The sequence below is a fragment of the Gilvimarinus xylanilyticus genome (assembly GCF_024195295.1).
Classification (GTDB): domain Bacteria; phylum Pseudomonadota; class Gammaproteobacteria; order Pseudomonadales; family Cellvibrionaceae; genus Gilvimarinus; species Gilvimarinus xylanilyticus.
The window spans coordinates 328412-351258 of sequence record NZ_JAMFTH010000003.1 but is presented as its reverse complement, the minus strand read 5'-3'; the positions used below and the strand labels follow the sequence as shown (position 1 = coordinate 351258).

At 53.0% G+C, this 22847-nt stretch carries 21 protein-coding genes; 12 read left to right on the top strand and 9 right to left on the bottom strand.

Going from position 1 to position 22847, the window contains the following annotated elements; translation table 11 throughout:
* Positions 1-128 precede the first annotated feature (128 nt).
* Genes M6D89_RS12110 through M6D89_RS12100 form a run of 3 tightly spaced genes read left to right on the top strand, consistent with a single transcriptional unit; the run spans position 129 to position 2898 of the window.
* Positions 129-974: a fumarylacetoacetate hydrolase family protein gene (locus M6D89_RS12110; protein ID WP_253968334.1), complete on the top strand. Its 846-nt coding sequence runs from the start codon at positions 129-131 to the stop codon at positions 972-974.
* Between the two features lie 10 nt (positions 975-984).
* Positions 985-2253: a GDSL-type esterase/lipase family protein gene (locus M6D89_RS12105; RefSeq protein WP_253968333.1), complete on the top strand. Its 1269-nt coding sequence runs from the start codon at positions 985-987 to the stop codon at positions 2251-2253.
* Positions 2254-2295: 42 nt separating this feature from the next.
* On the top strand, positions 2296-2898 hold the full coding sequence (locus tag M6D89_RS12100; protein WP_253968332.1) for a glutathione S-transferase family protein: 603 nt from the start codon (positions 2296-2298) through the stop codon (positions 2896-2898).
* Here M6D89_RS12100 and M6D89_RS12095 read toward each other — a convergent pair.
* Entirely contained in the window at positions 2895-3335 is a 441-nt protein-coding gene (locus M6D89_RS12095; RefSeq protein WP_253968331.1) for a BLUF domain-containing protein, read from the bottom strand. The genes M6D89_RS12100 and M6D89_RS12095 overlap by 4 nt on opposite strands.
* 155 nt (positions 3336-3490) lie before the next feature.
* Here M6D89_RS12095 and M6D89_RS12090 point away from each other — a divergent pair, with 155 nt between their 5' ends.
* From M6D89_RS12090 to M6D89_RS12080, 3 genes are all read left to right on the top strand, one after another.
* On the top strand, positions 3491-4384 hold the full coding sequence (locus M6D89_RS12090; RefSeq protein ID WP_253968330.1) for a VOC family protein: 894 nt from the start codon (positions 3491-3493) through the stop codon (positions 4382-4384).
* Between the two features lie 3 nt (positions 4385-4387).
* Complete coding sequence (locus M6D89_RS12085; protein WP_253968329.1) at positions 4388-4552, top strand: hypothetical protein; 165 nt, start codon at positions 4388-4390, stop codon at positions 4550-4552.
* A gap of 598 nt (positions 4553-5150) precedes the next feature.
* Entirely contained in the window at positions 5151-6143 is a 993-nt protein-coding gene (locus M6D89_RS12080) for a tubulin--tyrosine ligase family protein (protein WP_253968328.1), read from the top strand.
* 19 nt (positions 6144-6162) lie between these two features.
* Here M6D89_RS12080 and M6D89_RS12075 read toward each other — a convergent pair whose 3' ends face one another.
* The gene (locus M6D89_RS12075; protein WP_253968327.1) at positions 6163-7338 is read right to left on the bottom strand and encodes a DUF5924 family protein; all 1176 of its coding nucleotides are present in this window, start codon (positions 7336-7338) and stop codon (positions 6163-6165) included.
* 135 nt (positions 7339-7473) lie between these two features.
* On the opposite strand from M6D89_RS12075, the gene M6D89_RS12070 reads away from it, so the two are divergent.
* The 3 genes from M6D89_RS12070 to M6D89_RS12060 all read left to right on the top strand — a co-directional run bounded on the left by M6D89_RS12070 (position 7474) and on the right by M6D89_RS12060 (position 11892).
* Positions 7474-8178 carry a LuxR family transcriptional regulator gene (locus M6D89_RS12070; protein WP_253968326.1) on the top strand — a complete coding sequence of 235 codons (705 nt, stop codon included), beginning with the start codon at positions 7474-7476 and terminating at the stop codon, positions 8176-8178.
* Positions 8179-8382: 204 nt separating this feature from the next.
* On the top strand, positions 8383-11316 hold the full coding sequence (locus M6D89_RS12065) for an Lcl domain-containing protein (protein ID WP_253968325.1): 2934 nt from the start codon (positions 8383-8385) through the stop codon (positions 11314-11316).
* Positions 11317-11373: 57 nt separating this feature from the next.
* Positions 11374-11892: an Lcl C-terminal domain-containing protein gene (locus M6D89_RS12060; RefSeq protein WP_253968324.1), complete on the top strand. Its 519-nt coding sequence runs from the start codon at positions 11374-11376 to the stop codon at positions 11890-11892.
* Positions 11893-12028: 136 nt separating this feature from the next.
* Here M6D89_RS12060 and M6D89_RS12055 read toward each other — a convergent pair whose 3' ends face one another.
* The gene (locus tag M6D89_RS12055; RefSeq protein WP_253968323.1) at positions 12029-14605 is read right to left on the bottom strand and encodes a TonB-dependent receptor plug domain-containing protein; all 2577 of its coding nucleotides are present in this window, start codon (positions 14603-14605) and stop codon (positions 12029-12031) included.
* Between the two features lie 171 nt (positions 14606-14776).
* Between M6D89_RS12055 and M6D89_RS12050 the strand changes: the two genes are divergently transcribed.
* On the top strand, positions 14777-15181 hold the full coding sequence (locus M6D89_RS12050) for a DUF4870 domain-containing protein (RefSeq protein ID WP_253968322.1): 405 nt from the start codon (positions 14777-14779) through the stop codon (positions 15179-15181).
* Positions 15182-15384: 203 nt separating this feature from the next.
* Here the strand turns inward: M6D89_RS12050 and M6D89_RS12045 are convergent, their stop codons facing one another.
* Positions 15385-17568: an alpha-glucuronidase family glycosyl hydrolase gene (locus M6D89_RS12045; protein ID WP_253968321.1), complete on the bottom strand. Its 2184-nt coding sequence runs from the start codon at positions 17566-17568 to the stop codon at positions 15385-15387.
* Between the two features lie 181 nt (positions 17569-17749).
* On the opposite strand from M6D89_RS12045, the gene M6D89_RS12040 reads away from it, so the two are divergent.
* The gene (locus M6D89_RS12040; RefSeq protein WP_253968320.1) at positions 17750-18364 is read left to right on the top strand and encodes a hypothetical protein; all 615 of its coding nucleotides are present in this window, start codon (positions 17750-17752) and stop codon (positions 18362-18364) included.
* On the opposite strand, the gene M6D89_RS12035 is transcribed toward M6D89_RS12040, so the two are convergent.
* Entirely contained in the window at positions 18361-18906 is a 546-nt protein-coding gene (locus M6D89_RS12035) for a sugar O-acetyltransferase (protein WP_253968319.1), read from the bottom strand. The two genes, M6D89_RS12040 and M6D89_RS12035, sit on opposite strands and share 4 nt — an antisense overlap.
* Positions 18907-19076: 170 nt before the next feature.
* Between M6D89_RS12035 and M6D89_RS12030 the strand changes: the two genes are divergently transcribed.
* Positions 19077-19685, top strand: a complete 609-nt coding sequence (locus M6D89_RS12030) for a DNA-3-methyladenine glycosylase I (RefSeq protein ID WP_253968318.1) — start codon at positions 19077-19079, stop codon at positions 19683-19685.
* Positions 19686-19693: 8 nt separating this feature from the next.
* On the opposite strand, the gene M6D89_RS12025 is transcribed toward M6D89_RS12030, so the two are convergent.
* From M6D89_RS12025 to M6D89_RS12010, 4 genes are all read right to left on the bottom strand, one after another.
* Positions 19694-20554, bottom strand: coding sequence for a UDP-2,3-diacylglucosamine diphosphatase (locus M6D89_RS12025; RefSeq protein WP_253968317.1), 861 nt, complete (start codon positions 20552-20554; stop codon positions 19694-19696).
* A 198-nt stretch (positions 20555-20752) separates the two neighbouring features.
* The gene (locus M6D89_RS12020) at positions 20753-21541 is read right to left on the bottom strand and encodes a metal ABC transporter permease (RefSeq protein WP_253968316.1); all 789 of its coding nucleotides are present in this window, start codon (positions 21539-21541) and stop codon (positions 20753-20755) included.
* Positions 21534-22298 (bottom strand): zinc ABC transporter ATP-binding protein ZnuC, encoded by a 765-nt coding sequence (znuC, locus tag M6D89_RS12015; protein ID WP_253968315.1) that lies wholly within the window; start codon positions 22296-22298, stop codon positions 21534-21536. The genes M6D89_RS12020 and znuC overlap by 8 nt, the downstream gene beginning before the upstream one ends.
* The gene (locus tag M6D89_RS12010) at positions 22288-22788 is read right to left on the bottom strand and encodes a Fur family transcriptional regulator (RefSeq protein ID WP_253968314.1); all 501 of its coding nucleotides are present in this window, start codon (positions 22786-22788) and stop codon (positions 22288-22290) included. The genes znuC and M6D89_RS12010 overlap by 11 nt, the downstream gene beginning before the upstream one ends.
* Positions 22789-22847: the final 59 nt, after the last annotated feature.

Below are 22847 nucleotides of genomic sequence, written 5' to 3'. Positions count from 1 at the left end.
CTGAACGCTGAACGCTGAACGCTGAACGCTGAACGCTGAACGCTGAACGCTGAACGCTGAACGCTGAACGCTGAACGTATTGTGCGTTTTTTTGGTTTGAAAACAGACAACGATTTACGGATTAGATTATGAAATTATTGCGCTTTGGAGAGCCGGGTAAAGAGCGTCCCGGATTGCTTGACTCACAGCAACAAATTCGCGACTTGTCGTCGGTCGTGGATGACATTAACGGCGATAGTTTATCGGCCGAAAGTTTGGCTAAAATTGCCGCCTTCGATATTGAATCCTTGCCGGTAGTCAGTAATGCCCAGCGCTTTGGACCCTGCGTGGGAAGCGTGGGTAAGTTTATCTGCATTGGCTTAAACTATGTGGATCACTGCGAAGAAACCGGTGCCCCTGTTCCCACAGAGCCGGTGGTGTTTACCAAAGCCACCAGTGCCATTACCGGACCGGACGACGGCATTATTAAGCCGCGCGGTTCAGAAAAGCTGGACTGGGAAGTAGAGATGGGCATTGTGATCGGCCGCGAAGCTAAGTACGTCAGCGAAGCCGATGCTGAAGACTATATTGCCGGTTACTGTGTTGTACACGATGTGTCCGAGCGCGGCTTTCAGTTAGAGCGCAGCGGTCAGTGGGATTTGGGTAAAGGCTGCGATACTTTTGGTCCCATCGGCCCCTACCTGGTTACCCGCGACGCGGTGAAAGATCCGCTCAATTTAAATATTTGGCTGACGGTTAATGGTAAAACCTACCAAAACTCCAATACCAAAAATATGGTGTTTGGCCCCGCCCAGCTGGTGTCCTTTTTAAGCCAGTATATGAGCTTACAGCCGGGGGATATTATTTCCACCGGTACGCCGCCGGGTGTTGGTCTGGGGCAAAAACCGCCCGTGTATTTAAACGTTGGTGACAAGGTTGAGCTGGGTATTGAAGGCCTGGGTGAGCAGTCGCAAAAAATTCTTCCCAGTCCATAAGGAAACGAAAATGACAAAATCGCTGATCCGTTGGGGAATCGCTCTTTGCACTTTGGCCGGGTCGACTGTCCAGGCAGATAACGAAGCCAGGGTTCTCACGCTGTGGCCTTCACAGCAGACGACGCTGGTCGCGCAAAATCACGCGGAGCGCCAAGTTTGGAGCGAATCCGAGTTAACTCTGGGTAATGAGCGACCTTTGGTGTTAACGCGTAACGACGATCAGACGATCAAAATGCAGTGGAAAAATGCCTGGTGGGCGGCGCTTAACTTTGACCGTTCCGAGCCGGTAAACCTGGAACGCTTCCGCGCCAATGGCGGTGTCGTGGTAGAGCTGGATTTAAGCAAATTCGATAACGCGGGTTTTGATATTGCCTATGCCTGTGGAAATGGCTGTGAGCGCAAAGTCACAGTGACCCACCAGATGGCAAAGCTTGCAGGTGAGGGCCTTAAAACCGTTAAGTTGCCCGCCCAGTGTTTAATGCGTGAGGGGGAAACGGCCAGATATATCAGCACGCCTTTGCGGTTAAGCAGTGGTGGCAATGGTGCGGTGGAGTTTAAATCGGTGAGCTGGCAGCAAGATATCGACTCGGTCGATGGTGTTACCTTAACCTGTCCAGATCCTAAAACTGTGGCCATTACCCCGGCGCCCTTGAACGAGCACTGGGCGCAAAGCTGGTGGATGCCTCGGCATAAGGAAAAATTAAAGCAAGCGCAGAAAAATGACCCCCAGGTGATTTTTTTGGGGGACTCGATTACCGAAGGGTGGGAGAAAGCCGGTGCCGAAGTTTTCGAGAAGTACTTTGGCGATTATCGCACCTTGAATTTGGGTTACGGCGGCGACAGAACTGAAAATGTACTCTGGCGTTTGCAGCACGGCGAAGTGGACGAGACAGCCCCTAAGCTGGTCGTGTTGATGATCGGTACCAATAATACCGGGCATCGCCAGGACGATCCGGCGCGTATTGCCGAAGGCATTAAGCATATTCTAAATGAGCTGGAACAGCGCATTCCCGACAGTAAAGTGTTGCTTCTGGCCATCTACCCGCGCGGCGCGACCGCCGACGATGTGTTGCGCCAAAACAACGCGTTGGTGAATGCGCGCATTCGCAATTTTGCCGACGGCGAACGGGTCTTTTTTAAAGATATTAACAGCGTCTTTCTGACCGAAGATGGCGTATTGAGTGAAAAAGTAATGCCCGATTTACTCCACCCGGAAGAGTATGGCTACACCCTGGTGGCCGAGGCGATTAAAGATGATATTAAGCGCTTAACGCGCTGAAGGGCAGAGCGTATGATGTCGGTTCCAAAGGAGGGAATCGATATGCATACGCTCTTTCAGTTTCACCCATCCGGTAATTGCTACAAGCTGCGGTTGGCTATGCGTCAATTGGGCGTGAGCTTTCGCATCAAAGAGATTAATATTCTTAAAGGCGAATCGCGTACCCCTGAGTTTTTAGCCATTAACCCCAATGGTCGGGTGCCGGTACTGCAGGTTGGTGATCGCTACCTGCCCGAGTCCAATGCCGCACTTTGGTATCTGGCGCAACAGACTCATCTTTTGCCGGACGATTCTTTCAGTCAAGCACAAGTTCTACAGTGGATGCTCTTTGAGCAGTATTCCCACGAGCCCAATATTGCCACGCTGCGGTATTGGCAGAGTCTTGCCAACATTGACACGAGTGAACTCATCCAGACAATCAACACTAAGCGCCAGGCTGGATATCAGGCGCTGGAGGTCATGGAGCGACACCTGGCCGAGCGGGATTATTTTGTGGGTGAGCAGTACAGCATCGCTGATATTACGCTTTACGCCTACACCCATGTTGCCCATGAGGGCGGGTTTGATTTGAAGGGCTTTCCGGGCATTTGTCGCTGGCTGGTTGCCGTGGCTAGCCAGCCGGGTTTTGTCAGTTTGGCCGATTAGCGTTTGGCCATGCTCTGTCGGTTGCGCGCCAAGGTAGTTACCACTTTGGTTACTGTGGCCTTCCAGCGCTCTTCGTTGCGGTAGACACCGTTCATGGAGACCACATCGTCGATAATGATCTGCTCCAGGTTCAGCTTGCGCACCGTCCCTTCGCTGATGGCGCGCATACTCCAGTCGGGAAAGCGGCGTTCGCCCGAGAAAGTGTCGTGCAACTGATTAATAATTGAATGCCGCGTGTCGGCCGCAATGCTGTCCATCAGGGTTTCCACCGCATTATCTTCGCTTTCAATATATTGAAAGAAGTAGGGCGACTTAAAATACAAGTATCCGGTGATGCCCAGAGTTCTGTTGCGCTCCTCGGCCTGTTGCAGCAGATCCCGTAACGCTTGCTCATCAAACGTTTGGGTGGCTTTGCTGACGTATAGAATGGATTGCATAGCGCGGTCTTCGGTTAGTAAAGATGCGCCATTTTGCGGTAATAGCGGCTAAACAACAACGCTTTTATGAAGGATTTGCGACACAAACCTGGCCCAACGACAAATCCCGTTAAGGTTGCTATTATCGGAACACAGGCTTACACATTGGAGGTACTATGAAGCGTTTAGGATTATGGATAGTGTCGCTGGCTTTGTTGACCAGTTGTGCGCAAACCCAGGTAGACTTGCCCGCGGTGGTCGATTCGGCCGACACACGGCTGCCGGGCAAAATCATTTGGCACGATCTAATCAGTGCCCAGCCCGAAGCCAGCCAAACCTTTTATCAAACCCTGTTCGGCTGGCAGTTTGAAAAGCTCACCCTGAACACCGGTTTTTTCAGTACCTCCCGCTATTATTTAATCCGCCACAATGGCGAGCTGATCGGTGGCATGGTGGATCAGGCCGACCTGAATGTGAAGGGCAATGCCTCTCAGTGGGTGCCGGTATTCGCCAGTGCCGATATTGACCAAAGCGCGGCGGCGGTGGACGCCAACGGGGGCGAGCGTTTAGGGCCGATTTTTGATTTGCGTCAGCGCGGTCGTATGGCCGTAGCCCAGGATGGGCAGGGCGCGCTTTTTGCCATGCTGCAAACCCCAGAGGGCGATCCTGCCGACGCGGGTCCCGCAGCGCCGGGTGGATTCTTGTGGAACGAGTTGTGGACCACCGAGGTGCCCGCTGCCCGCGAATTCTACGCCGCCGTTATGCCTTACCAGGTAGAGCAGAAGTCTCTGCGCGAGAGTGTTGATTACACCTTGCTTAAAGCGCAGCAAAAGCCGCGCGCCGGTATTTTGAAAAAGCCGGTCGAGGGCATAGGCTCTAACTGGATTACCTATATTCGAGTGGCCAATGCCCAGTCCCTTGAGGCGATAGTCGCGCAGGTAGAGGGCTTGGGCGGACGTGTTTTACTGCCGATTGAGGCGCGCGAAGCCGGGGGGCTAGCCGCTTTAATTGCCGGGCCCTCGGGCGCCGGTATCGCTTTGCAAACCTGGCCTGTGGACAACAAGGAGTAAACCATGAAACTGATTAAACGAGTCGTTTTCGGTACCGCGTTAATAGCGGGCGCGCTTTGTCTGTCGGGCTGTGATCCGCAGGTGTACGGCAATGTGGGAATTCAATCGGGTTGGGGTAGCGGGCCGCACCTTACCGGCAGTATTTCGGTAGGTGGTCGTATTCACTAGGGCCTGTTCACACTAATTAAATGCGCCTGCTGGAAGCCCCTATTTTGCAGACAAGTGGTGTTTCCAGCTAGGCGCCGTGAGCGAAGTTTGTTCAGCATATCCTTATGCTTCACCCCTCCGGGGCAAAAGCGCAAAAACGCTCCCGGCGTTTTAGTGGTTACTCCAAATAAGCGATCGGCAACAACGCTGGGGACAAAACTGGCTCCAGCCCTCGGCAATTGCTCCTGCATTGCTCTAATACCTTACTTCCATGTAAGTATTCGGGTTGCGGCTAAAAACCCGCCACTCTGCGTCGCCTGCATGGACGCAGGTGAGGCGCGAGAGCAGGATGCGGCAAGCTTTGCTCGTCGTTCATTTGGAGTGACCAAACCACTCTCCTCGCGCCTTAATTGGCGAATTTTTAGTCGCAACAGGCTGCATCTAATTAGTGTGAACAGGCCCCAGAAGCTCTGCGACCGCCGCCTATTAATCTGCTTCGCCAGAGGGGATTGAGCATTCTTAGGCAGAAGTTGCGCAAGTAACATTGCAATGGTTTTACCTGATTAGGCTGCGCAGCAGGGAAGCGAATTTTTACGATTAATCTACGGAGTCGAATACTATGTACATTCAAGCCAATCGAGCGAGCAAACTCTTTGCCGAAGCCGGGCGCCGTGCCAATCAAAATACCCACGTAGCTAATAATAATCAGGTGTTTAGTTACTGGTGCCGCTTTTATGGTGACAACCCCGATGAACGATCCGATGCGATTAAGCTAATCGAAGCGGAGGTGTATAACCAGTTAGAAAATAAATCCCGGGTCGCAAAATCGGCAATCGAGAAAGGTGTGTCCGACCTTTTCCCGCCCAGCTGCTTTTCTATCGCTGAGGCCCAGGCGCAATCCCGGCCAGGGGATATTTGGTTCGTAAAACCCAACCACCTTTCCGGAGGTCGCGATATTCAAGTGGTTTCGCACGAGCAGCTGGCGAGCCTGGAAATGCCGCAGTTTGCTTTTCTGCAAAAGGGTGAACAGCACTTGCATTTAATGAATGGGCGCAAGTACACCGGGCGTTGCTATTTGCTGGTGTGGAATGGCAAGGTGTTTCTCTATCGCGACGGCTTTTACATGGTGCACGGCAAGCCCTACGACCCCCAAAGCTGCGATTACAGTGTGCAGGTGGATCATCGCGGTTACGAGCAGGCGGGCTCGGAAATAAAAATGCACTGTCTGCGTCAAGGGCCTGATTACTCGCAGGTGTTTTCCCACTTGCTTAAAGCCAATCTCAAGCTGTTACCGGTACTCGAACCGGCTATCGCCGCCTCGTCCGAGCGGCGCTACCTGCTTTTGGGCATTGATTTCTTACGCCGCGAAGACGGATCAATAGTCTTTATTGAGATTAATGCCATCCCCAACTTTGTTCATACCTCCGAGATTAACCAGCAGTTAAATACGCCTTTTTTCGAGCATTGTATGTATGCTGTTTCGGGCGTGCCCACGCGCGAACTGGTTCCCCTGTCGTCCAACCCCGTGCGGGATTGGTGGAACCGGCTTACAGGGTCGTCACGGGTTGATCATTCAGCGGGCGACCGGGAGTCTCCCAAGGTGTCGGGGTAAGCCTTGTGAGCACCGCTTATTAATCTGTTTCGCCCGCAGGTTTTTCTTTCAGCACATTATCCAAAAGCGCCTGCCCTTCTTCTGTTAGCGTGTCGACAATCGGGTCGCGTATCAGCTCGGCGGGTGAGGTAATCACTTTTTCTGGCAGGGTTTTTTCTTGGGCTTCTTCGCTCGCCTGGGGGTTATCGCTTACGCTAAAGCGCAGCACGCCAATCACTTGATTGGCCTCGGTCACCACGTCAATTCGCCAGTTGCCCTGTGGGTAGGGCGGAAAGTTAAGTTTATGGCTCCACGCCCGGTAGCCCGCTTCGCGCCCGCCATTGATGTCCAGCGGAATTTTATCCACGGTTTTACCGTTTAAGCGCCACACATGATAAATGCGCTCGCGCAGTCCACGCGGGGCATGAATAGCGGTATAGGCGTAAAGCCCGTCTTCCAATTGCGCGCTGCCTAGCGCCTTTAGTCTCTTTTCAGGCGCCTTTTCGCGGTTATTAATACTGGGGGTAATGGCTACCTGGGTTAACCACAAATTGGCGGGCGGCACCCATGGACGTGCCAAGACCCCCACTGCGGCGGCAGCCGCTACCAACCCCAAAGCCAGCGCGGCGCGCCGCCACCAGGCAAAGGATAAATCGCGCACCATATTTAAAAACGACAATACCGTGGCAATGCCTAACGACCAGCGATAGGCCTCGGCGGTGGGAATATGCAGCAAGATGGGCAGTGCCGTCAGCAAGACCGCAAACAGGGTGAAACCGTGGTAAAAAAAGTACAGCCAGCGTCTGGGGGCCAACCACTTATAATAAATAGGGTCGATGACCGAAATGGCGGCCATTGCCATTAGCAGGCCGGTGAACACCAGTTGCCCGCTGTTCCAGGCGGTGGTAATAAAAAAGAACGGGATGACGAAAAACAGGCTTTCCTGGTGCACCATTTGGGTGGCAAAGCGCACCACCGGGTCGGGCAGCTCGGCCCCAAACCAATGGCTAACACCACGCTTTAGCAGGTTTTCCAGCATCAGCAAAAACCAGCCGCCTACCATTAGTAGGGAGACCAGCTGAGCAAACTTATCTTGCTCGCGCTCGACCAGAAAAAAGCTGGCCACGCCGGATACAAAGCCCACCAAAGCCAGCAAGCCCGGATAGCGGGCAGCCAGCCGCGCCAACAGGCTGAATATGCGTTTTACAAAGCTCAAATACAGGCTCCGTTTGTGGTAAATTGTGCCGTATCATACCTTATGTTGAATGCCACAATCTTGTCGGGGTAGGCAATACGGCTCCCGGAGCGGTTGCCTCGCTCATACAGCTGTTTAGATAAGAAGACTTACACTATGGATGTGTTAGCAACATTTTTACCGAGCGCAAGAAGCGCGCAAAATCGCCAGCAGTTATGTGACTTGCTAGAGAGGCAGCTTAATAAGCTTGGCTTTAACTATTGGGCCTATGTAGAGCATAGTCAGGGCACGCAGAACCTTCTTACTAACTATCCCGCCGAGTGGGTGTCATACTATGTCAGCCGAGATTACGAAAAAATAGACCCGCTGACCGATAAAGAGCTTGATCACCTACTGCCTTATCTGTGGTCGGATCTACTGAAAACCTACCCGTTAACCCGGACCCAGCAACAGATCTTCGACGAGGCCAGCTCTTTAGGTATAAGCGACGGTATTGCCATCCCCATCCACGAGCCTGGGGGTGACTATGCCTGTTTAACCATCAGTGGCTTTGCCGATATGCGAGAGCTACCCCGCGTGTTCGCAAGTGAAAAGACCGAGCTTTACGCCTTGGCCACCGCTTTCCATATACACATCCGCCAGCTGCCGTCCCAATGTGCGGTAGCGCTAACTCAACGCGAGCGCGAATGTTTAAAGTGGGTTGCTCAGGGAAAAACCAGCTGGCGGATCGGTGAGCTGATTAACGTCAGCGAGCGAACGGTCAACTTCCATATCACTAATGCCATGAAAAAGCTGGGCGCCAAAACCCGCCAGCAGGCGCTGACCAATGCGGTTGCTCAAAAAATAATCACTTCTCTTTAGGTTTTTGCCCAACCTGTCAGATCTGACAGTGCCCAATGGCGCATAACTCTAATAAAATCAAGCCACGTTCATTGTGTGATGCCTATCACAAACGACACAGGAGTGTTGGCCACTCGGCTTGCGCAGGAAATACTGACAGTCTGTCAGAGCGCTACCCCCTACCAGCACTTCTAAGCCTAATAAAACCAGTGTTTAGGAGTAGATATGAAAAGCAATGCTTATTGCAGCGTAATCGCCATGATGTTGGCGCTATCTGCCTGTGGCGGCGGAAGTGGTGGTGGAAACCCCGATCCGGAGCCTCCAGTTGTAGAAAACCCCGATCCTATTCCTGAGCCAGAACCCGAACCGGAGCCAGAACTCGAACCGGAGCCAGAACCCGAACCGGAGCCAGAACCCGAGCCGGAGCCCGAGCCGGAGCCAGAACCCGAGCCGGAGCCAGAACCTGAACCGGAGCCAGAACCCGAGCCGGAGCCAGAACCTGAACCGGAGCCGGAGCCAGAGCCGGAGACCGAGCTGACTTTAACAAAAGTTTCGGGTACTGCGGCAGTAGGGGCTGCTATTACCGAGGCACAAGTTGAAGCTCGTTGCGCTGACGGATCGGGTTTTATCGCAGAAGACGGCGCCGATCCTCTGGTTATTACCAGCGAGATTGGTACCTACACCGGGTATGTAGACGTTGATGCTCTGCCCTGTGCAATTCAGGTTAGCGGTGGAAACCCCGATGTTACTTTGCATGGGATTATCTTCGAACCCGGAGAAACAGCCAATATTACACCGCTAACAGATATGATTATTGCAGCAGCTAGTTCAACGTTGCCAGAGCAGTGGTTTGCGAGCGATGAATGGCAGGAGGCCACAGTAAACCTGGCTTCAGCAACCGAAGAAATTCTACAGCATTTGGAAAATAATGGTTACGACATCCCCGCGGCTTCTGGCTCGCCGTTGTCCACGCCTTTCGTTATTGGCGATGAGTGGGATTTGGTGCTGGATGATATTGCCGCGGCTATTGCTGCTACCCCGGCTATAGAAACTCAAAGTGATCTTACTCAGTTGTTGGCTGATGGAAGCGTATCGGCTATTCCAGCAGCAGAGCCGTTAGTAGAGAACGCAAATGTTTGTTTTAACTCGGACTTATACAAGCCAGGCGCAAAATACAGCGTAACGTATGAACAGAATGATTATTTGTTTGAGTTACAATCTACGGTTCATTATGAGGCCGAGGTGCTAGGTGAGACGACCTTTAATGGAAAATCGGCCACGGCACGAAAAGAAATGACCACAATTCGGCAGTTGGAGGAGCCTAACGAGTTTCAGGTAAACGGGGTTCCAGTGGTGGCAACTATTTTTGAATACCCCGAGACCTATTATTATGGTGTGGACGAAGAAAATTTAATGCTGCTTACTTACGGCTACGACACTAGTTCGCTAGCAGGGTGGCAGCTAGAAGACGGCACCATAGATTTATCGGCGACAGGGAACGAGTTTTCCGCATCTTACAACCCAGAAATCCCAACAATGAAATTTGACCTCGATAAGGGTGAGAGTTATAGCAACACCTATCAATACTCGTACGAAGGAGGATCAGTTGACGGTGACGCTGGAGAGGGAACAATCATCCGCACGTTTAAAGGTATAGAGACCTTGCAAGTGGGTGATCATTCGTTAGAAGCCTGTAAGTTTGAATTACCAGACGAAGGCAGCGAGGGTTCTGTGGATGCAGAGTGGATAGGCGTTGATAATGGTATTTTGCTGTTAGAGGAGCGATACATAGAGGGAAGTCTAACGAATAGTAAGCGTATTGTTTCTAGTTCTCTCCTGCCGAATTTAGGAAATGTATCTAGCTCATCAAGTTCTCAGGGATCTTCCTCTTCTGTGAGCTCTAGTGAAGGTGGAACAGGCAGTAATAGTTCGGTCTCTTCAGGTGCTGGCGGATCTCAGGGTTCTTCGTCGAGCCAAGGTCTGCAAACTTACACGGTGAGTGTTTCTCTTAACACAGGTGGATGGGTTTCTCCCGCTGAAGCGATAGTAGAGGCGGGTGACTCTGTGGCCTTTAATATTGCGTTTGATGCGGGATTTCAGGTGGAGTCGGTGACTGGTTGCGGTGGTAGCTTAAATTATCATGAATACGTCATCGACAATGTAACAGAAGACTGTGAGGTCAATGTAACCTATGGTGAAAGTCCTCTTGATGCGCCTGAAAATCTAACGGTAGCAGGAGGAGACGAAGAAATAACAGTTAGTTGGGACCCAGTAGAAGGCGCTATGGGGTATTATGTATACCACTCCAGTGAATCGGGATTAACACCTTCTAATGCTTTTTATTTAGAGGATGGCTGGGCTGATTACAGTGACCTTAATTCATGGACTATGACGGAAATTCCTAATGGTGAGGCGCGTTACTTTATTGTAACTGCCTATTCATTTGACAATATGACCCAGGGATACCCTAGCGCTGAACAGCGTGGGTTGGCTAGTTTGCCCCCAGGCCAGCCTACCGGAAAGATTAGCGATACAGGTATTGATTGGTGTGCAAGTGAGACAGCCAATCAGCTGGCTTGCCCAGTGGATGGCTTGCCGGGTCAAGATGGTGATTATGGTTCTAATCAGTTGGATCTAGCCAAAATAGATGCCAACGGAAAGCCGCTGCCTGATTCCGCCACCGAATGGTCCTGCGTCAAAGACAATGTGACTGGTTTGGTGTGGGAGGTGAAATCAGATAATTATTCTGATCTTCAATATAGAAACCATACTTACACTTGGTATAACCCGAATAATAGTGAAAATGGAGGGAATCCTGGAGTTGAAGATGGTGGTTCATGTATAGGTAGTGGTTGTGACACTAAAAGTTATATTGATGAACTTAATTACCAGGGCGTTTGTGGCGCAACTGATTGGAGGCTTCCTACTCTCCAGGAGCTAGTGGGCATCATTAATTTCGATGATGAGAGTCGATTCTCTAGCGAATATTTTCCATACCTGCCGCCAAGTTCTGTGCGTTACTGGTCCTCAGTAACTAATGTAAACGATCCGGCGCAAGCGTGGAGTGTTTACTATGAACAAATATTTCCGTTAATTGATAGATTTGACAAAGATCATGGATATGCTTTGAGCGTTCGGGCTGTGCGATCGGCAAACTAATAGAAACTAAGGAAGCAGGAAAAAACTTAGTGTCAATGACGAAATAGGGGAAGTAATGTGGATAAATTATTGAAATCAGTACTATCATTTTTATTTAGTGTCGTCGCGATAGACGCCGTAGCGCAAGAAACATGTAATGCCAGCATGGTGAAAAGTACACCTAGCAGCGATTTTACATTTCACGGCGATGGAACAGCGACCCACAACCCGAGTGGGCTTATGTGGTCTCGTTGCGCTATGGGCCAAAATTTTTCAGAAGGAAGTTGCATTGGGAGGGGAGATTATATTCCTTGGGGTCAGGCTCTTGTTGCTGCGGAGTCGTTGGATTATGCAGGTTACACGGATTGGCGTTTGCCTAACGCGAAAGAACTGTACTCAATCGTGGAAACTTCATGCTGGGATCCGGCAATTAATCAATCGGTTTTTCTGAATTTTCAAGGCCAAACTTACTGGACATCTACTCCCCATTCCGAATACCCGGAAGAAGCGTGGCTTTTAACTTTTTCATTTGCGTCGTTGGAGCGAGGGAACAAGGGAACCTACAATTACGTATTTACAGTTAGGGAGCCGAACTAATAAGCGATCCTATGATGGCACAGCTAAAAATATCCTTGCTTTTGCCATCATGGGTTCTGGAAAATTATGTGGATCGAAATATAACCTACAAGGTTAAATATACTGATTAGCTAGGCTATTCGTAATCAAAATAGCATTAAAACCGAACGCTAATTCCCACCGAGTAAAGCGCGCCGTTAAAACCAAAAGGCGCGCTGCGGCGCGAGTAGCGGAATACGGTGTCGCTGGCCATATCCTCCGCGCCGGGGGCGGACTCGAACAGCCCGCCGCGCGAGCTGGTGTTGGTGACTTCATCCGGGGTGACATCAAAAATATTGTGGCCCGTAAAGTACAGCTCCAGTGATTCGGTAAGGTCGTAACCCAGACGCAGGTCGGTCAGCAGTTCGGCGCTGTAGGTTTGCGCGCTGCTGTCCACCACCGTGTACTCGCCGTAGCGGTTAAAGCTGAGGGTGGCCGAAAAATCTCCCCGGCGGTAATCGCCGGTAAGCGCCAGTCGATCCTCCGGCTGCCAGGATTCAATAATGGAAATATCCTGTTCGCTGAATACCACGCTCGGGTCCAGCGAGGCGATGGCCCCGCCCTGGGGGACATAGGTGCTGGTAACCTCGGTGTCGGTGTAGTTGCCGGCGAAGGTAATATCCAGGTTACCGCCCAGAACATTCAACCCATTGTAAGTGGCCACCACATCAACGCCCCGGGTTTCGGTATCGGCGCCGTTTAAAAAGAATTGCGCGGCGGCTACATTGGCCTCGTTTAACGCCGCTTGCAGCAGACCGTCGCCGGGATCATCCTCAGCGGTTAACTGGTTGCTGATGGCAATGCGATCTTCAATATCAATAGCGTACACATCCACGGTAACGCTCAATTGACTGCTCAGTCGGGCTACCAGCCCCAGGCTGATGTTTTCCGATTGTTCTTCGCTCAGCTCGGGCACACCCAGGGCGCGCACTACATTACTGTCATTGCGAAAGGTGCCTACGGTCACGGCGCCGTTGTCACGAATTTGTGTGCTGATGTTATTAAAATACAGCTGTTGCATGGACGGGGCGCGAAAGCCGGTACTAAAAGCGCCGCGCAGGCTCAATTGTTCGGTCAGGTGGAAGTTGCTGGCCAGCTTGTAGTTGAGGGTATCGCCAAAGCCGTCGTAATCATCCCAGCGCACGGCGGCGCTGACCAGCCAGTTGTCGGTCAGTTGGTATTCGCCATCGACAAACACTGACATGACCTGGCGGCTTTCATCCACGGCCGAGGCCGGGGCAATACCGTTAAAGCCCTGAATTGCGCCGCCGGCATCTTGCGGGTACAGGGCCTCGCCGGTGTCGGGGTCGGTGTCATAGTCATCCCAGGCGTAGCGCTCGCCCGCCATAATAGCGTAGCCGTCGCGGCGCCACTCGGCACCCAGAGCCAGGTTTAAGTCGCCCGCGGTGTGGGTCAGGTTAAGGTTGAGTGTTTGTAAATCCAGCGCCAAGCCATAGGCCTTGGCGGCGCGGGGCATTTGTTCGCGCACCTCGCTATCACTTAAGCCGTTTTGATAGCGCAAATAGTTGGCGTAGGAATAGTTGCCGCTGTTTTCAGTGGTGTAATCAATGGTGTTTTCGCCGTAGGTGTAGGCGATATCCAGGTTCGTGCGCGCGGTTAAGTCCAGCGCGTAACCGACACTGGCCGATACATCGTCAATCTGGGAGGCAATAATCGGCAAAAAACCATCGGCATCCACCGGGTTTAAACCGTCGCTTAACAATGCCCCGTCCACGCCGTTCGTGCCCGTGGGGTTGCGGTAAAACGCACCGGATGCATTCTCGCGGCTGGAGTAGGTGGCAAAGCCATACAGCTCGCCGGGGCCTAAATCTAACCCGGCATTTAACGCAAACGCGTACTGGGTCGAGTCCGCATCGCCAATGCGAAAGCCGTCACGCGCGGGACCATTGATTTCGCGCTCGGTAAATTCGGCGCTGGGTTCCAGGTACCCGTTGCCGTCGCTGTCCACACAGCCGCCGTACAAACATAACCCCTGCGGATCGGCGCGGTTGGTATAGCCACGATCGCGCAAGTTGGCGGTCAGGTTAATAAAACCGTCATCGCCCAGGGCAAAGCCGTGATTGGCGTCCAGGTTCAGGGTTTCGCCATCGCCCTCCGCCGTTTGCCCGTAAGAGCCGGATACCTGCCCGCCCGCGCTTGCGTCTTTGAGCACAATATTAATAATCCCCGCAATGGCGTCCGAGCCGTATTGCGCCGCCGCGCCGTCGCGCAGAATTTCCACCCGGCCAATGGCGGCCGCAGGGATGGCGTTCATATCCGTGCCCGCCGTGCCGCGCCCCACCGAGGTATTAATATGCACCAGCGATGCCTGGTGGCGGCGCTTGCCGTTAATCAGCACCAGTGTCTGATCCGGCCCCAGGCCGCGCAAGGTGGCCGGGCGCAGGGCATCGGTGCCGTCGCTGACCGACGAGCTGGAAAAATTAAACGACGGCGCCACCGCCTGCAGCATACGCCCCAACTCGGTCTGCCCGGTACTGGCGAGTGTTTCGGGGTTTAGCACATCCACCGGTACGGGTAAGTCTCCTGCCGTGCGTCCCGGCGCGCGCGAGCCGAGTATTAAAACCTCTTCCACGCGGGGCTCATCCGCTACCGACTGCGCCAGGGTGGCCGCGCTGCAAAAAGGTAAAAAAAGGGCAGAAAAAACAAAGGGAAGAGGGCGTGCGATCCGCTGCATAAGGAGGCTCCGTTCAGTGTTTCTGCGATTATAGACAAGTCGGTCATTACCGAAAAGCAAAGGGGCTAATGGGGCAGACTTGATTAACCCTCGCCGCTTTGCGATGCTTTGACCCAGGTAGCGATTTCTTCGCGCCTTTAGGCCAACGTAAAAGGAATAAGGACAGCATTTATGACAGAAGAACAAACACCACCCACAGGAAAGCAGGAAGAGCCCGCCCAGGCACCGCAAAATACACAGGATACATCCCTTTCAGAGCCCTCGCAGGACTCTAAAAATATGGCGCTACTGGTCTGGATTGGGTCAATCTTTTTTGGTTTTATTCCCGGTTTGATCCTGTACTTGGTGAAAGCGGATGATGCCTATGTTAAAGACCAATCCCAAGAGGCCCTGAACTGGGGCATTACCGTGTTAATAGGCTATGCCATTGCCATGGCGTTAACCGTTATTTTAATCGGCGCCCTGTTATTCCCACTGCTGTGGATACTGAACTTGATATTCAGCATTATGGGAGCGATTGCAAGTTCAAAAGGCGAGCCGTTCCGCTGCCCGTTTGCCCTGCGTTTACTCAAGTAACCTGACTCAGCCGCCCGCTTGCTAGAAGCGTCCGGGCTCAACGGCCCGGTTCGCTAAGTACATAATCGCGCACACGAATTGGGGTATCGCTGGATTAAATTGACGTTAAGTCACCCTCCGATGTCACAATAGTACGTGCAAGTGTCGAGGTTTAAGAAATGAGAATGGGGCCATTGGGGCCCCATTTTTCAAACTGTAAACATTTAATGCCCACTCGGCTCTGGATACCAAGGGTCAGGCACATACAATTCTTTCTCCATCCGCTTGTAGTGCTCCAAATCATGCGCGGGCTCGGGTGAGCCTTTGGGCAGTGGTAAGCCGTTTACGCTTTGGAAGTAGCTGATACAGGCGTCGCGCCAGTGTTTGGCGTCGCGCAGTTGTACTTGCAGTAGCGCTTTAACGCGCTGGTAGCGCTCGGCATCGACATAATCTTTTACGCTTTCCCAGGTTTTTTGCATCTGCTCAACTTGAGCGACACCTGTGTCGTATTTGTGTACCAGCTCTTGCCACAGGCTGCGGCCGGAATTCATTTGGTAGTTCCAACCCAGGTGGTGGAACCACAGCAGAATGTCTTCGGGAGTGGTGTCGGGGTCGGTAAACTTGTTGGTTAGTTCGTCGTGGTATTGCTCGATAGCATTGGAGCCGGATTGGGTGCGATCAAAACCAATGCCGTCTTCGGTTGCTTGGTGATAGTAGTAAGCAGTCCAGTCCGGGCGGCCGGATTTGTCGTGCCAGGGAGCGGGGCCATAGTGGTGGCCCTGGGCGTACAGGTGGGTTAAACCCAGCGGCATGCGGTAGTTTACCCCGGCCTCGCGGGAGATGGCCATAATCTCTTGCATGGGCTGGATAAAATCTGAATCGTTGCTAAATGTCTGTCGCAGCCATTCTTCGCCGATAGCGCTTGAGGTTAAATTGACATCCCACGCCAGGCGGCCGAACGCGTACCAGCTGCTTTGTACAAATGGGTGGCTGGTCCAGTTGCGTGAGTTACCGGGATTGATAACCGCCGCCATGCCGGTGTGTTTATAGTCAAACACATCGCCTGCCAAAATTTTACCGATGGTGGTGCCTTCGCCTTTAGCATAGGTATCGGCGTTCAGCGCTTCGGTAAAAAGCGGGCCTTGGTAAGCCAAGTGATAGGAGAAACCAAAGTATTCCTGAGTGACTTGTAGCTCCAGTGCGATATTGGTTTTTTCTAAACTGCCAAACAGCGGCGAGAAAGGTTCGCGGGGCTGAAAGTCGATGGGCCCATTTTTAATTTGCACAATGACATTGTCTTTGAACTTGCCGTCCAGAGGCATAAATTCGTCGTAGGCTTCGCGAAACCGGTCGCCCTGTTCGGGTGCGTAGACAAACGCGCGCCAGAAAACCACACCGCCAAAAGGCTCCAGGGCCTCGGCGAGCATATTGGCGCCGTCGGCGTGATTGCGGTTAAAGTCTTGCGGGCCGGGTTGGCCTTCGGAGTTGGCCTTCACCAAAAAGCCGCCAAAGTCGGGAATATACTCGTAAACTTTTTTGACTCTTTCCTGCCACCATTTTTGTACTTTGGGGTCCAGAGGATCGGCGGTTTCAAAACCGTCTAATAGCATGGGCGAGTTAAATTTCACCGACAGATACAGCTTGATGCCGTATGGGCGAAATACATCGGCCAGGGCGGCAGCTTTTTCCAAGAACTGATCGGTCAGGATGCGCGCATCGGCATTGACGTTATTGATGACGGTGCCGTTAATGCCGAGTGAGGCGTTAATGCGCGCGTAATCTTTATAGCGCGGATTGTCTTTGTAGGCGGGCAGAGTGCCCCAGTCCCACAGCGACAAGCCGGCATAGCCGCGCTCGACCACTCGGTTTAAGTTGTCCCAGTGGTTGACCACCCGGTGCTCGACCGCAGGGGCCGATTGGGTTGCCAGCTGGTCAACGGGAGTTTGGGTTTGCAGTAAGCGCAATAGGTGAAAGCTGCCGTAGAGCACCCCCACATCCGAATTGGCGGCGATAGCGGTGATGGGTTTGCCACGATATTCGCGGCGCGCAATCACAAACCCCTCATCGCCTAGGGCATTAAGCTGGTCGTTTAATTCGAGAGATTTGATAACGGCTGAGCTTTCGGGTGTGCCGAAAACAACGCTGCCGGTGGTAGGTGTGTCTGGGGTGGCTATCTCTTGACCGGTAATGCCGCGCAAACCTGTGGCCAGTTCGCGAGCGGCCAGCTGCAAGGTGGGCGAGTCGCCCGGTTGAACAATATTGGTAAATTGCTGCTGGTACTGCGAGCGCAACTGGGTGTCAGCGGTTGGCTGGTAGCGCAGCCACATACGGTAGCCGTCCTCGGCCTGGGCGGCCAGGGCACCGAATAGGGTGAGGGAAATACACACTCGGACAAGAAATCGGATCATAACGGGTCCTGCAATGGTTATTGTCATTGTGACCACTATAGCATTTTCGTGAGTCTTTGTTAGCTTGCCCGAGCGGGGTGGGTGGATCAATTTTTGTATGGTTAGGCCCTCGTTAAAAGTTCGCTACGCGGAGGAACAGCCCTTGGACACCAGTTGGATTAACGCCGGAAGCAATCTTATTATGACTGCTATCTGGCTGATTTATTTGCAGTTTTTCTATTTTAGTTACCGCCGTTCAAACCGCCCGTTTATGATCATCCACCAGGCCCAGGGCGACGGCCCCGAAGCGCCCTGCTTATTTGTAAATATGAGCAAAGAGCCGATTCATGTACAAAGCATTGTCGCGTATCTCGACACGGAGGATGGTTTGCGCTCTTGCTTTATTACGGATTACCAACGCCACTCTCCCGAAGATTCCCAGGCCGGAGAGGGCTTGCGCGAGGGCCCAATTCAGCCCGGTGGCTATCTGGTGTTGGGCAGTTTTAACGATATTTTCAGTTGTCATCCCGAAGTCGGTGGCGATCACTCCGGTGCGCGCGCTGCCCTGGATGGACGAAAATTAGAACTATGTGTTGCCGTTACCCATGGGCCGAGTCAGCATTTAATCGGCGCCCGGCGGGAGTTTCGCATTCGTCAGGCTAGGAACGCCACTACATTACAGGCCCACAGTATTTACACCGAACAGTTAACCTCGCGGCGCAAGCGCAAAGACGTGCGCCGCTGGGTACAGGAGCGCTTTAGCCCGGAACAAGATAGCGAGCAAGAAGATCGGGGCACCGAGCAAAAGATGGATTAGCGCACCTTGCAGGGGTTGCCAAACGCGGTGACATTGGCCGGAATATCTCGGGTAACGACACTGCCAGCACCAATCACCGCGCCGTCGCCGATGGTGACGCCTGACAGAATAATACAGCCACCACCGATCCAGACATTGTTGCCGATGGTGACCGGCGCGGCAAAGCCAATATGGGCGTTGCGCTGCTCGATATCCATCGGATGGCTGGCGGTATAAATTTGTACATTGGGGGCGATAAAGACATTGTCGCCAATCGTAACCGGGCAACAATCCAACAGTGTGAAGTTAAAGTTGATAAACACATTACTGCCGATGGTGGTGTTGCGGCCGTAGTCGATGCGCATGGGCTTTTCGATGTGCACATTGTCCCCGACAGCGCCAAAAATACGCTGTTGCAGGGCGTTTTTATGTCCGGCGTCGCGGGGTTGGGTGAGATTGAACTGATCCACTAGCTCGCGGGTTTGAAATCGTATTTCCGTCAGTTCGGGGTCGTTAATCCAGTAATGCTCGCCGGCGAGCATCTTGTCTTGTTCGGTGGTCATGGGTGCTCCAGAGAGTTTTTCTTGAGCCTATTCATTTAAAGGTGCTAGGCCCGATTGTTTTGTTGATGGGGTAATATTGTACCGTAATCGGAGGTTAACCCTCGATGAGTGCGAATTGCTATCGCTCGGAGTAAAGTAACCATCTCGCAATAACCATAGGATGATTAAGTATGAATACCACAGTCAAAGGTCCGGACGGCAAGCCTCGCTGCGGTTGGTGTGGTAGCGTGGATGAGTTTTTTCCCTATCACGATAACGAATGGGGCTATCCGGTAGACAATGATATTCGTCTGTTTGAAAAGGTGTGCCTGGAGAGCTTTCAGTCCGGTTTAAGCTGGCGCACCATTTTGGCAAAACGCGAGAATTTTCGCCTTGCTTTTGCCGGGTTTGATTTTAATAAAGTCGCGGAATTTGATGAAAGGGATATTGAGCGCCTGTTGGCGGATGAGGGTATTGTTCGACATCGGGGAAAAATAGAAGCGGTTATTAATAATGCTCGCCGGGCGCAAGAGTTGGTGGCTGAGTGTGGCTCTCTGGCGGCCTTTTTTTGGCGCTTTGAGCCCGCCCGAAAAGGTGTCGCTGCACCGCAAACGCTGACCACTACCGAAGAGTCTAAAGCTCTAGCCAAAGAGCTAAAAAAGCGCGGCTGGAAATTCGTCGGCCCCACCACCGCTTTTGCGTTTATGCAGGCGATGGGCCTGGTGAATGATCATGTATACGAATGTGCTGTACGCGATAAAGTCGAGCGTGCGCGAGAAAAATTTAAGCGTCCGCAGTAACTTTACAGTTATGCTGCCTGGGCGACTTTGTTGTCAGTCGCCTCTTGCCATTGCACCTGATCACTGTAGTGCAAAAGCCGCATTTCCCCCGAAAAGTCTTCCACGATGGCAGTGCAGTTTTCAATCCAGTCGCCGGTGTTGCAGTAGCGAATACCGTTTTCTTCACACATATCCGGGTAGTGGATATGGCCGCAGATAACGCCGTCAAAACCGCGTCGGCGTGCTTCGTCGGTTGCTTCTTTTTGGTAGGTTTCTATGGCGTGCTTGGCGCCTTTAATATTATTCTTAATCATCCCTGCCAGAGAAAAGTAGGGGCGACGCATTAGCTTGCGCCAGCGGTTGGCCCAGCGATTGATAAACAATAAAAGCCCGTAGCCGATATCCCCCACAAACCGGGTCAGGTGGGATAAATTAATATAAGCGTCCATAGCGTCGCCGTGCATGATTAAGTAACGCTTGCCGTCGGCGCAGGTGTATTCGTGTTCTTCAATAATTTCAATCGGGCCAAATAAATTGCCGGTAAAGCGACGCATAGGTTCATCGTGATTGCCCGGCACATAGATTATCCGCGTGCCGTTGTTTGCTAGCTCGTACAGCTTAAGCATCACGTTATAGTGCTGTTGTGGCCAGCGAAATTTTTTCTTCATTGCCCACATGTCGATAATATCGCCCACCAGATACAAGGTATCGCAACTGATGTTGTCGAGAAACTTGAGCAGATACTCGGCTTTGCAATCGCGCGAGCCCAGGTGAATATCGGATATCCACACGGTGCGACCTTTGATCAGGGGGCTGGTTGTTGCGCTTTGGGGGGCGGCGGGTTTGGGTGTGGCAGAAGAAAAAGACTCGGGAGCAGTTGGTGTTGTCATGGCTGCGGCCTCAGCGTTGCGTTGGCCAAATACTGCGCACAAGCTATGACAGTGAGACAACAAAATGGTGAAGGTTTGGTGACATTGTTAGGTTGGGTAATGGCGGAGGGGGAGTGGAAATGAAACGCTGTCTGATGTCGGAAGACTGACGTCAGACGTTTCAGCTAACCTTTACTACTGGCACCGATATCGATTTCATCAGCGGCGCAGTGTGGAGAGGGCCAGCGAAAGAACAAAACCCGCCGCGGCGGCGAGGACGATGGCGGGGCCGGCGGGCCAGTCCCAGATAAACGAGGCGGCCAGCCCGCCGATGACCGAGCTTGCGCCTATTGCACTGGCGGTGACGGCCATTTGTTCGGGGGTGTGACTTAAGCGTCGGGCAGCGGCGGCGGGAATAATCAGCAGAGCGGTAATTAATAAAACACCCACGACTTTCATGGCGATGGCAATTACCAAGGCCATTAACAGCATCAGTGCGGTGCGCACGGCACTGACATGTACGCCCTCTACGCGCGCTAAATCCTCGTGCACGGTGATTGCCAGCAGAGGTTTCCACAGCCAGATGAGCGCGGCCATTACAAACGCCGCCACCAGCCAGATGGTAATCACATCGGCGCCGGTGGTGGCGAGAATATCACCAAATAAATAGCCCATTAAATTAATGCGCCCAGGGCTAATCACACTAATGGCAACCAAACCCAGTGCCAGGGTGGAGTGCGAGAGAATGCCCAGCAGGGTATCGGTGGCCAACTGGCGGCTGCGCTGCAGGGCCACCAGGGCGAGGGCCAGTAGCAAACACCCCACGGCTACGGCGGCGTTTAGGTTGACTTCGAGTATTAAACCAAAGGTAACCCCCAAGAGCGCCGAGTGGGCCATGGTATCGCCAAAATAGGCCATGCGGCGCCATACGGCGAAACACCCCAAGGGCCCGGCAATGAGCGCCACACCCAAGCCTGCCGCCAGGGCCAGGAGCAAAAACTCAGGCATGGTGGGAGTGCTCCGGATCAATTTCACCGCACTGGTCGTGAGCGTGGTCATGATGGTGGGTATACAGGGCAATCTGCGCTTCGGCGCGGTGGCCGAATAATTCCAGATAGGCCGGGTCGGCGGTGACTTGCGACGGGTGGCCCTGACAGCACACATGGCCGTTAAGGCAGACCACGGTATCGGTATTGGCCATTACCAGGTGTAAATCGTGGGAAATTAATAACACGCCGCAACCTAATTCATGGCGCAGCTCATTGATCAGCGCGTACAGGGCGGCTTGTCCGGCGACGTCTACTCCCTGCACCGGCTCGTCCAACACCAGCAGCTCGGGCTGTTGCAGCAGGGCGCGGGCCAGCAGTACTCGCTGGGTTTCACCGCCGGATAGCGATTGCAATGGCTGTTTGAGCAGGTGCTCGGCGCCGGTGCGTTCCAGTGCCTTGTGGGCCTGTGCTTTGGTTGCGCCGCCCAGGGTTAAGAAGCGTTCGACGGTTAGGGGCAAGCTGGGATCGATGTGCAGCTTTTGCGGCATATAGCCGATGCGCAAGCCGGGCTTACGGTAGAGTTTGCCCCGGTTGTGCTGCATTAGCTGCAGTATGGTCCGCACCAAGGTGGTTTTACCCGCGCCGTTGGGGCCGATTAAAGTGACAATTTCACCGGCGTGAACCGCCAGGTCGGCGCTGTCTAACAGGGTGCGGCCACCGCGCTCGACACTCAGGTGCTGCGCCTGTACCAGTAATTCGGCGGTATCAGGAATCATGGCCGTCCTGGGTTCGGCAATCGGGGCATAACCCAAAAACCTCTAGCGATTGGGACTGAACCGCAAAACCCGCCTCGGTGGCGGCTTTTTTGATGCTGTTGCTGACCGATTTAGAGTGAATTTCCTCGGCCCGGCCGCAGTCATCGCAGAGAAAAAAGTGACTGGCGTGGTTGTGATCCGGATGCGGGCAGCCAATAAACGCGTTAATCGCCGCAATGCGGTGAATCAGCTTTTGCTCCAGCAGAAAATCCAGCGCCCGGTAAACCGTGGGTGGTGCCACGGGTTTGGTGGACTTCTCGGCCAGCTGGTCTAGCAGCGCATAGGCGCCCAGAGGCTTATGACTTTGCCAGATAAGCTCCAGCACCTGCTGGCGAATAGCGGTTAGGCGCGCCCCCCGCTCGGTACATATAGCAACGGCGGCCTGCAGCGCATCGCTGACGCAATGGCTGTGGTTGTGGCGGGTGAAAGCGAGGGGTTCTTTATCAGTCATAAATAATAGTATAACGAATATGTTATAATATAACTATCTTTGTTCAGTCCGCCGTGATC

Coding starts and splice junctions, on each gene's coding strand:
- M6D89_RS12110 (WP_253968334.1), top strand. CDS start 129: ATGAAATTATTGCGCTTTGGAGAGCCGGGTAAAGAGCGTCCCGGATTG.
- M6D89_RS12105 (WP_253968333.1), top strand. CDS start 985: ATGACAAAATCGCTGATCCGTTGGGGAATCGCTCTTTGCACTTTGGCC.
- M6D89_RS12100 (WP_253968332.1), top strand. CDS start 2,296: ATGCATACGCTCTTTCAGTTTCACCCATCCGGTAATTGCTACAAGCTG.
- M6D89_RS12095 (WP_253968331.1), bottom strand. CDS start 3,335: ATGCAATCCATTCTATACGTCAGCAAAGCCACCCAAACGTTTGATGAG.
- M6D89_RS12090 (WP_253968330.1), top strand. CDS start 3,491: ATGAAGCGTTTAGGATTATGGATAGTGTCGCTGGCTTTGTTGACCAGT.
- M6D89_RS12085 (WP_253968329.1), top strand. CDS start 4,388: ATGAAACTGATTAAACGAGTCGTTTTCGGTACCGCGTTAATAGCGGGC.
- M6D89_RS12080 (WP_253968328.1), top strand. CDS start 5,151: ATGTACATTCAAGCCAATCGAGCGAGCAAACTCTTTGCCGAAGCCGGG.
- M6D89_RS12070 (WP_253968326.1), top strand. CDS start 7,474: ATGGATGTGTTAGCAACATTTTTACCGAGCGCAAGAAGCGCGCAAAAT.
- M6D89_RS12065 (WP_253968325.1), top strand. CDS start 8,383: ATGAAAAGCAATGCTTATTGCAGCGTAATCGCCATGATGTTGGCGCTA.
- M6D89_RS12055 (WP_253968323.1), bottom strand. CDS start 14,605: ATGCAGCGGATCGCACGCCCTCTTCCCTTTGTTTTTTCTGCCCTTTTT.
- M6D89_RS12050 (WP_253968322.1), top strand. CDS start 14,777: ATGACAGAAGAACAAACACCACCCACAGGAAAGCAGGAAGAGCCCGCC.
- M6D89_RS12045 (WP_253968321.1), bottom strand. CDS start 17,568: ATGATCCGATTTCTTGTCCGAGTGTGTATTTCCCTCACCCTATTCGGT.
- M6D89_RS12040 (WP_253968320.1), top strand. CDS start 17,750: ATGACTGCTATCTGGCTGATTTATTTGCAGTTTTTCTATTTTAGTTAC.
- M6D89_RS12035 (WP_253968319.1), bottom strand. CDS start 18,906: ATGACCACCGAACAAGACAAGATGCTCGCCGGCGAGCATTACTGGATT.
- M6D89_RS12030 (WP_253968318.1), top strand. CDS start 19,077: ATGAATACCACAGTCAAAGGTCCGGACGGCAAGCCTCGCTGCGGTTGG.
- M6D89_RS12025 (WP_253968317.1), bottom strand. CDS start 20,554: ATGACAACACCAACTGCTCCCGAGTCTTTTTCTTCTGCCACACCCAAA.
- M6D89_RS12020 (WP_253968316.1), bottom strand. CDS start 21,541: ATGCCTGAGTTTTTGCTCCTGGCCCTGGCGGCAGGCTTGGGTGTGGCG.
- znuC (WP_253968315.1), bottom strand. CDS start 22,298: ATGATTCCTGATACCGCCGAATTACTGGTACAGGCGCAGCACCTGAGT.
- M6D89_RS12010 (WP_253968314.1), bottom strand. CDS start 22,788: ATGACTGATAAAGAACCCCTCGCTTTCACCCGCCACAACCACAGCCAT.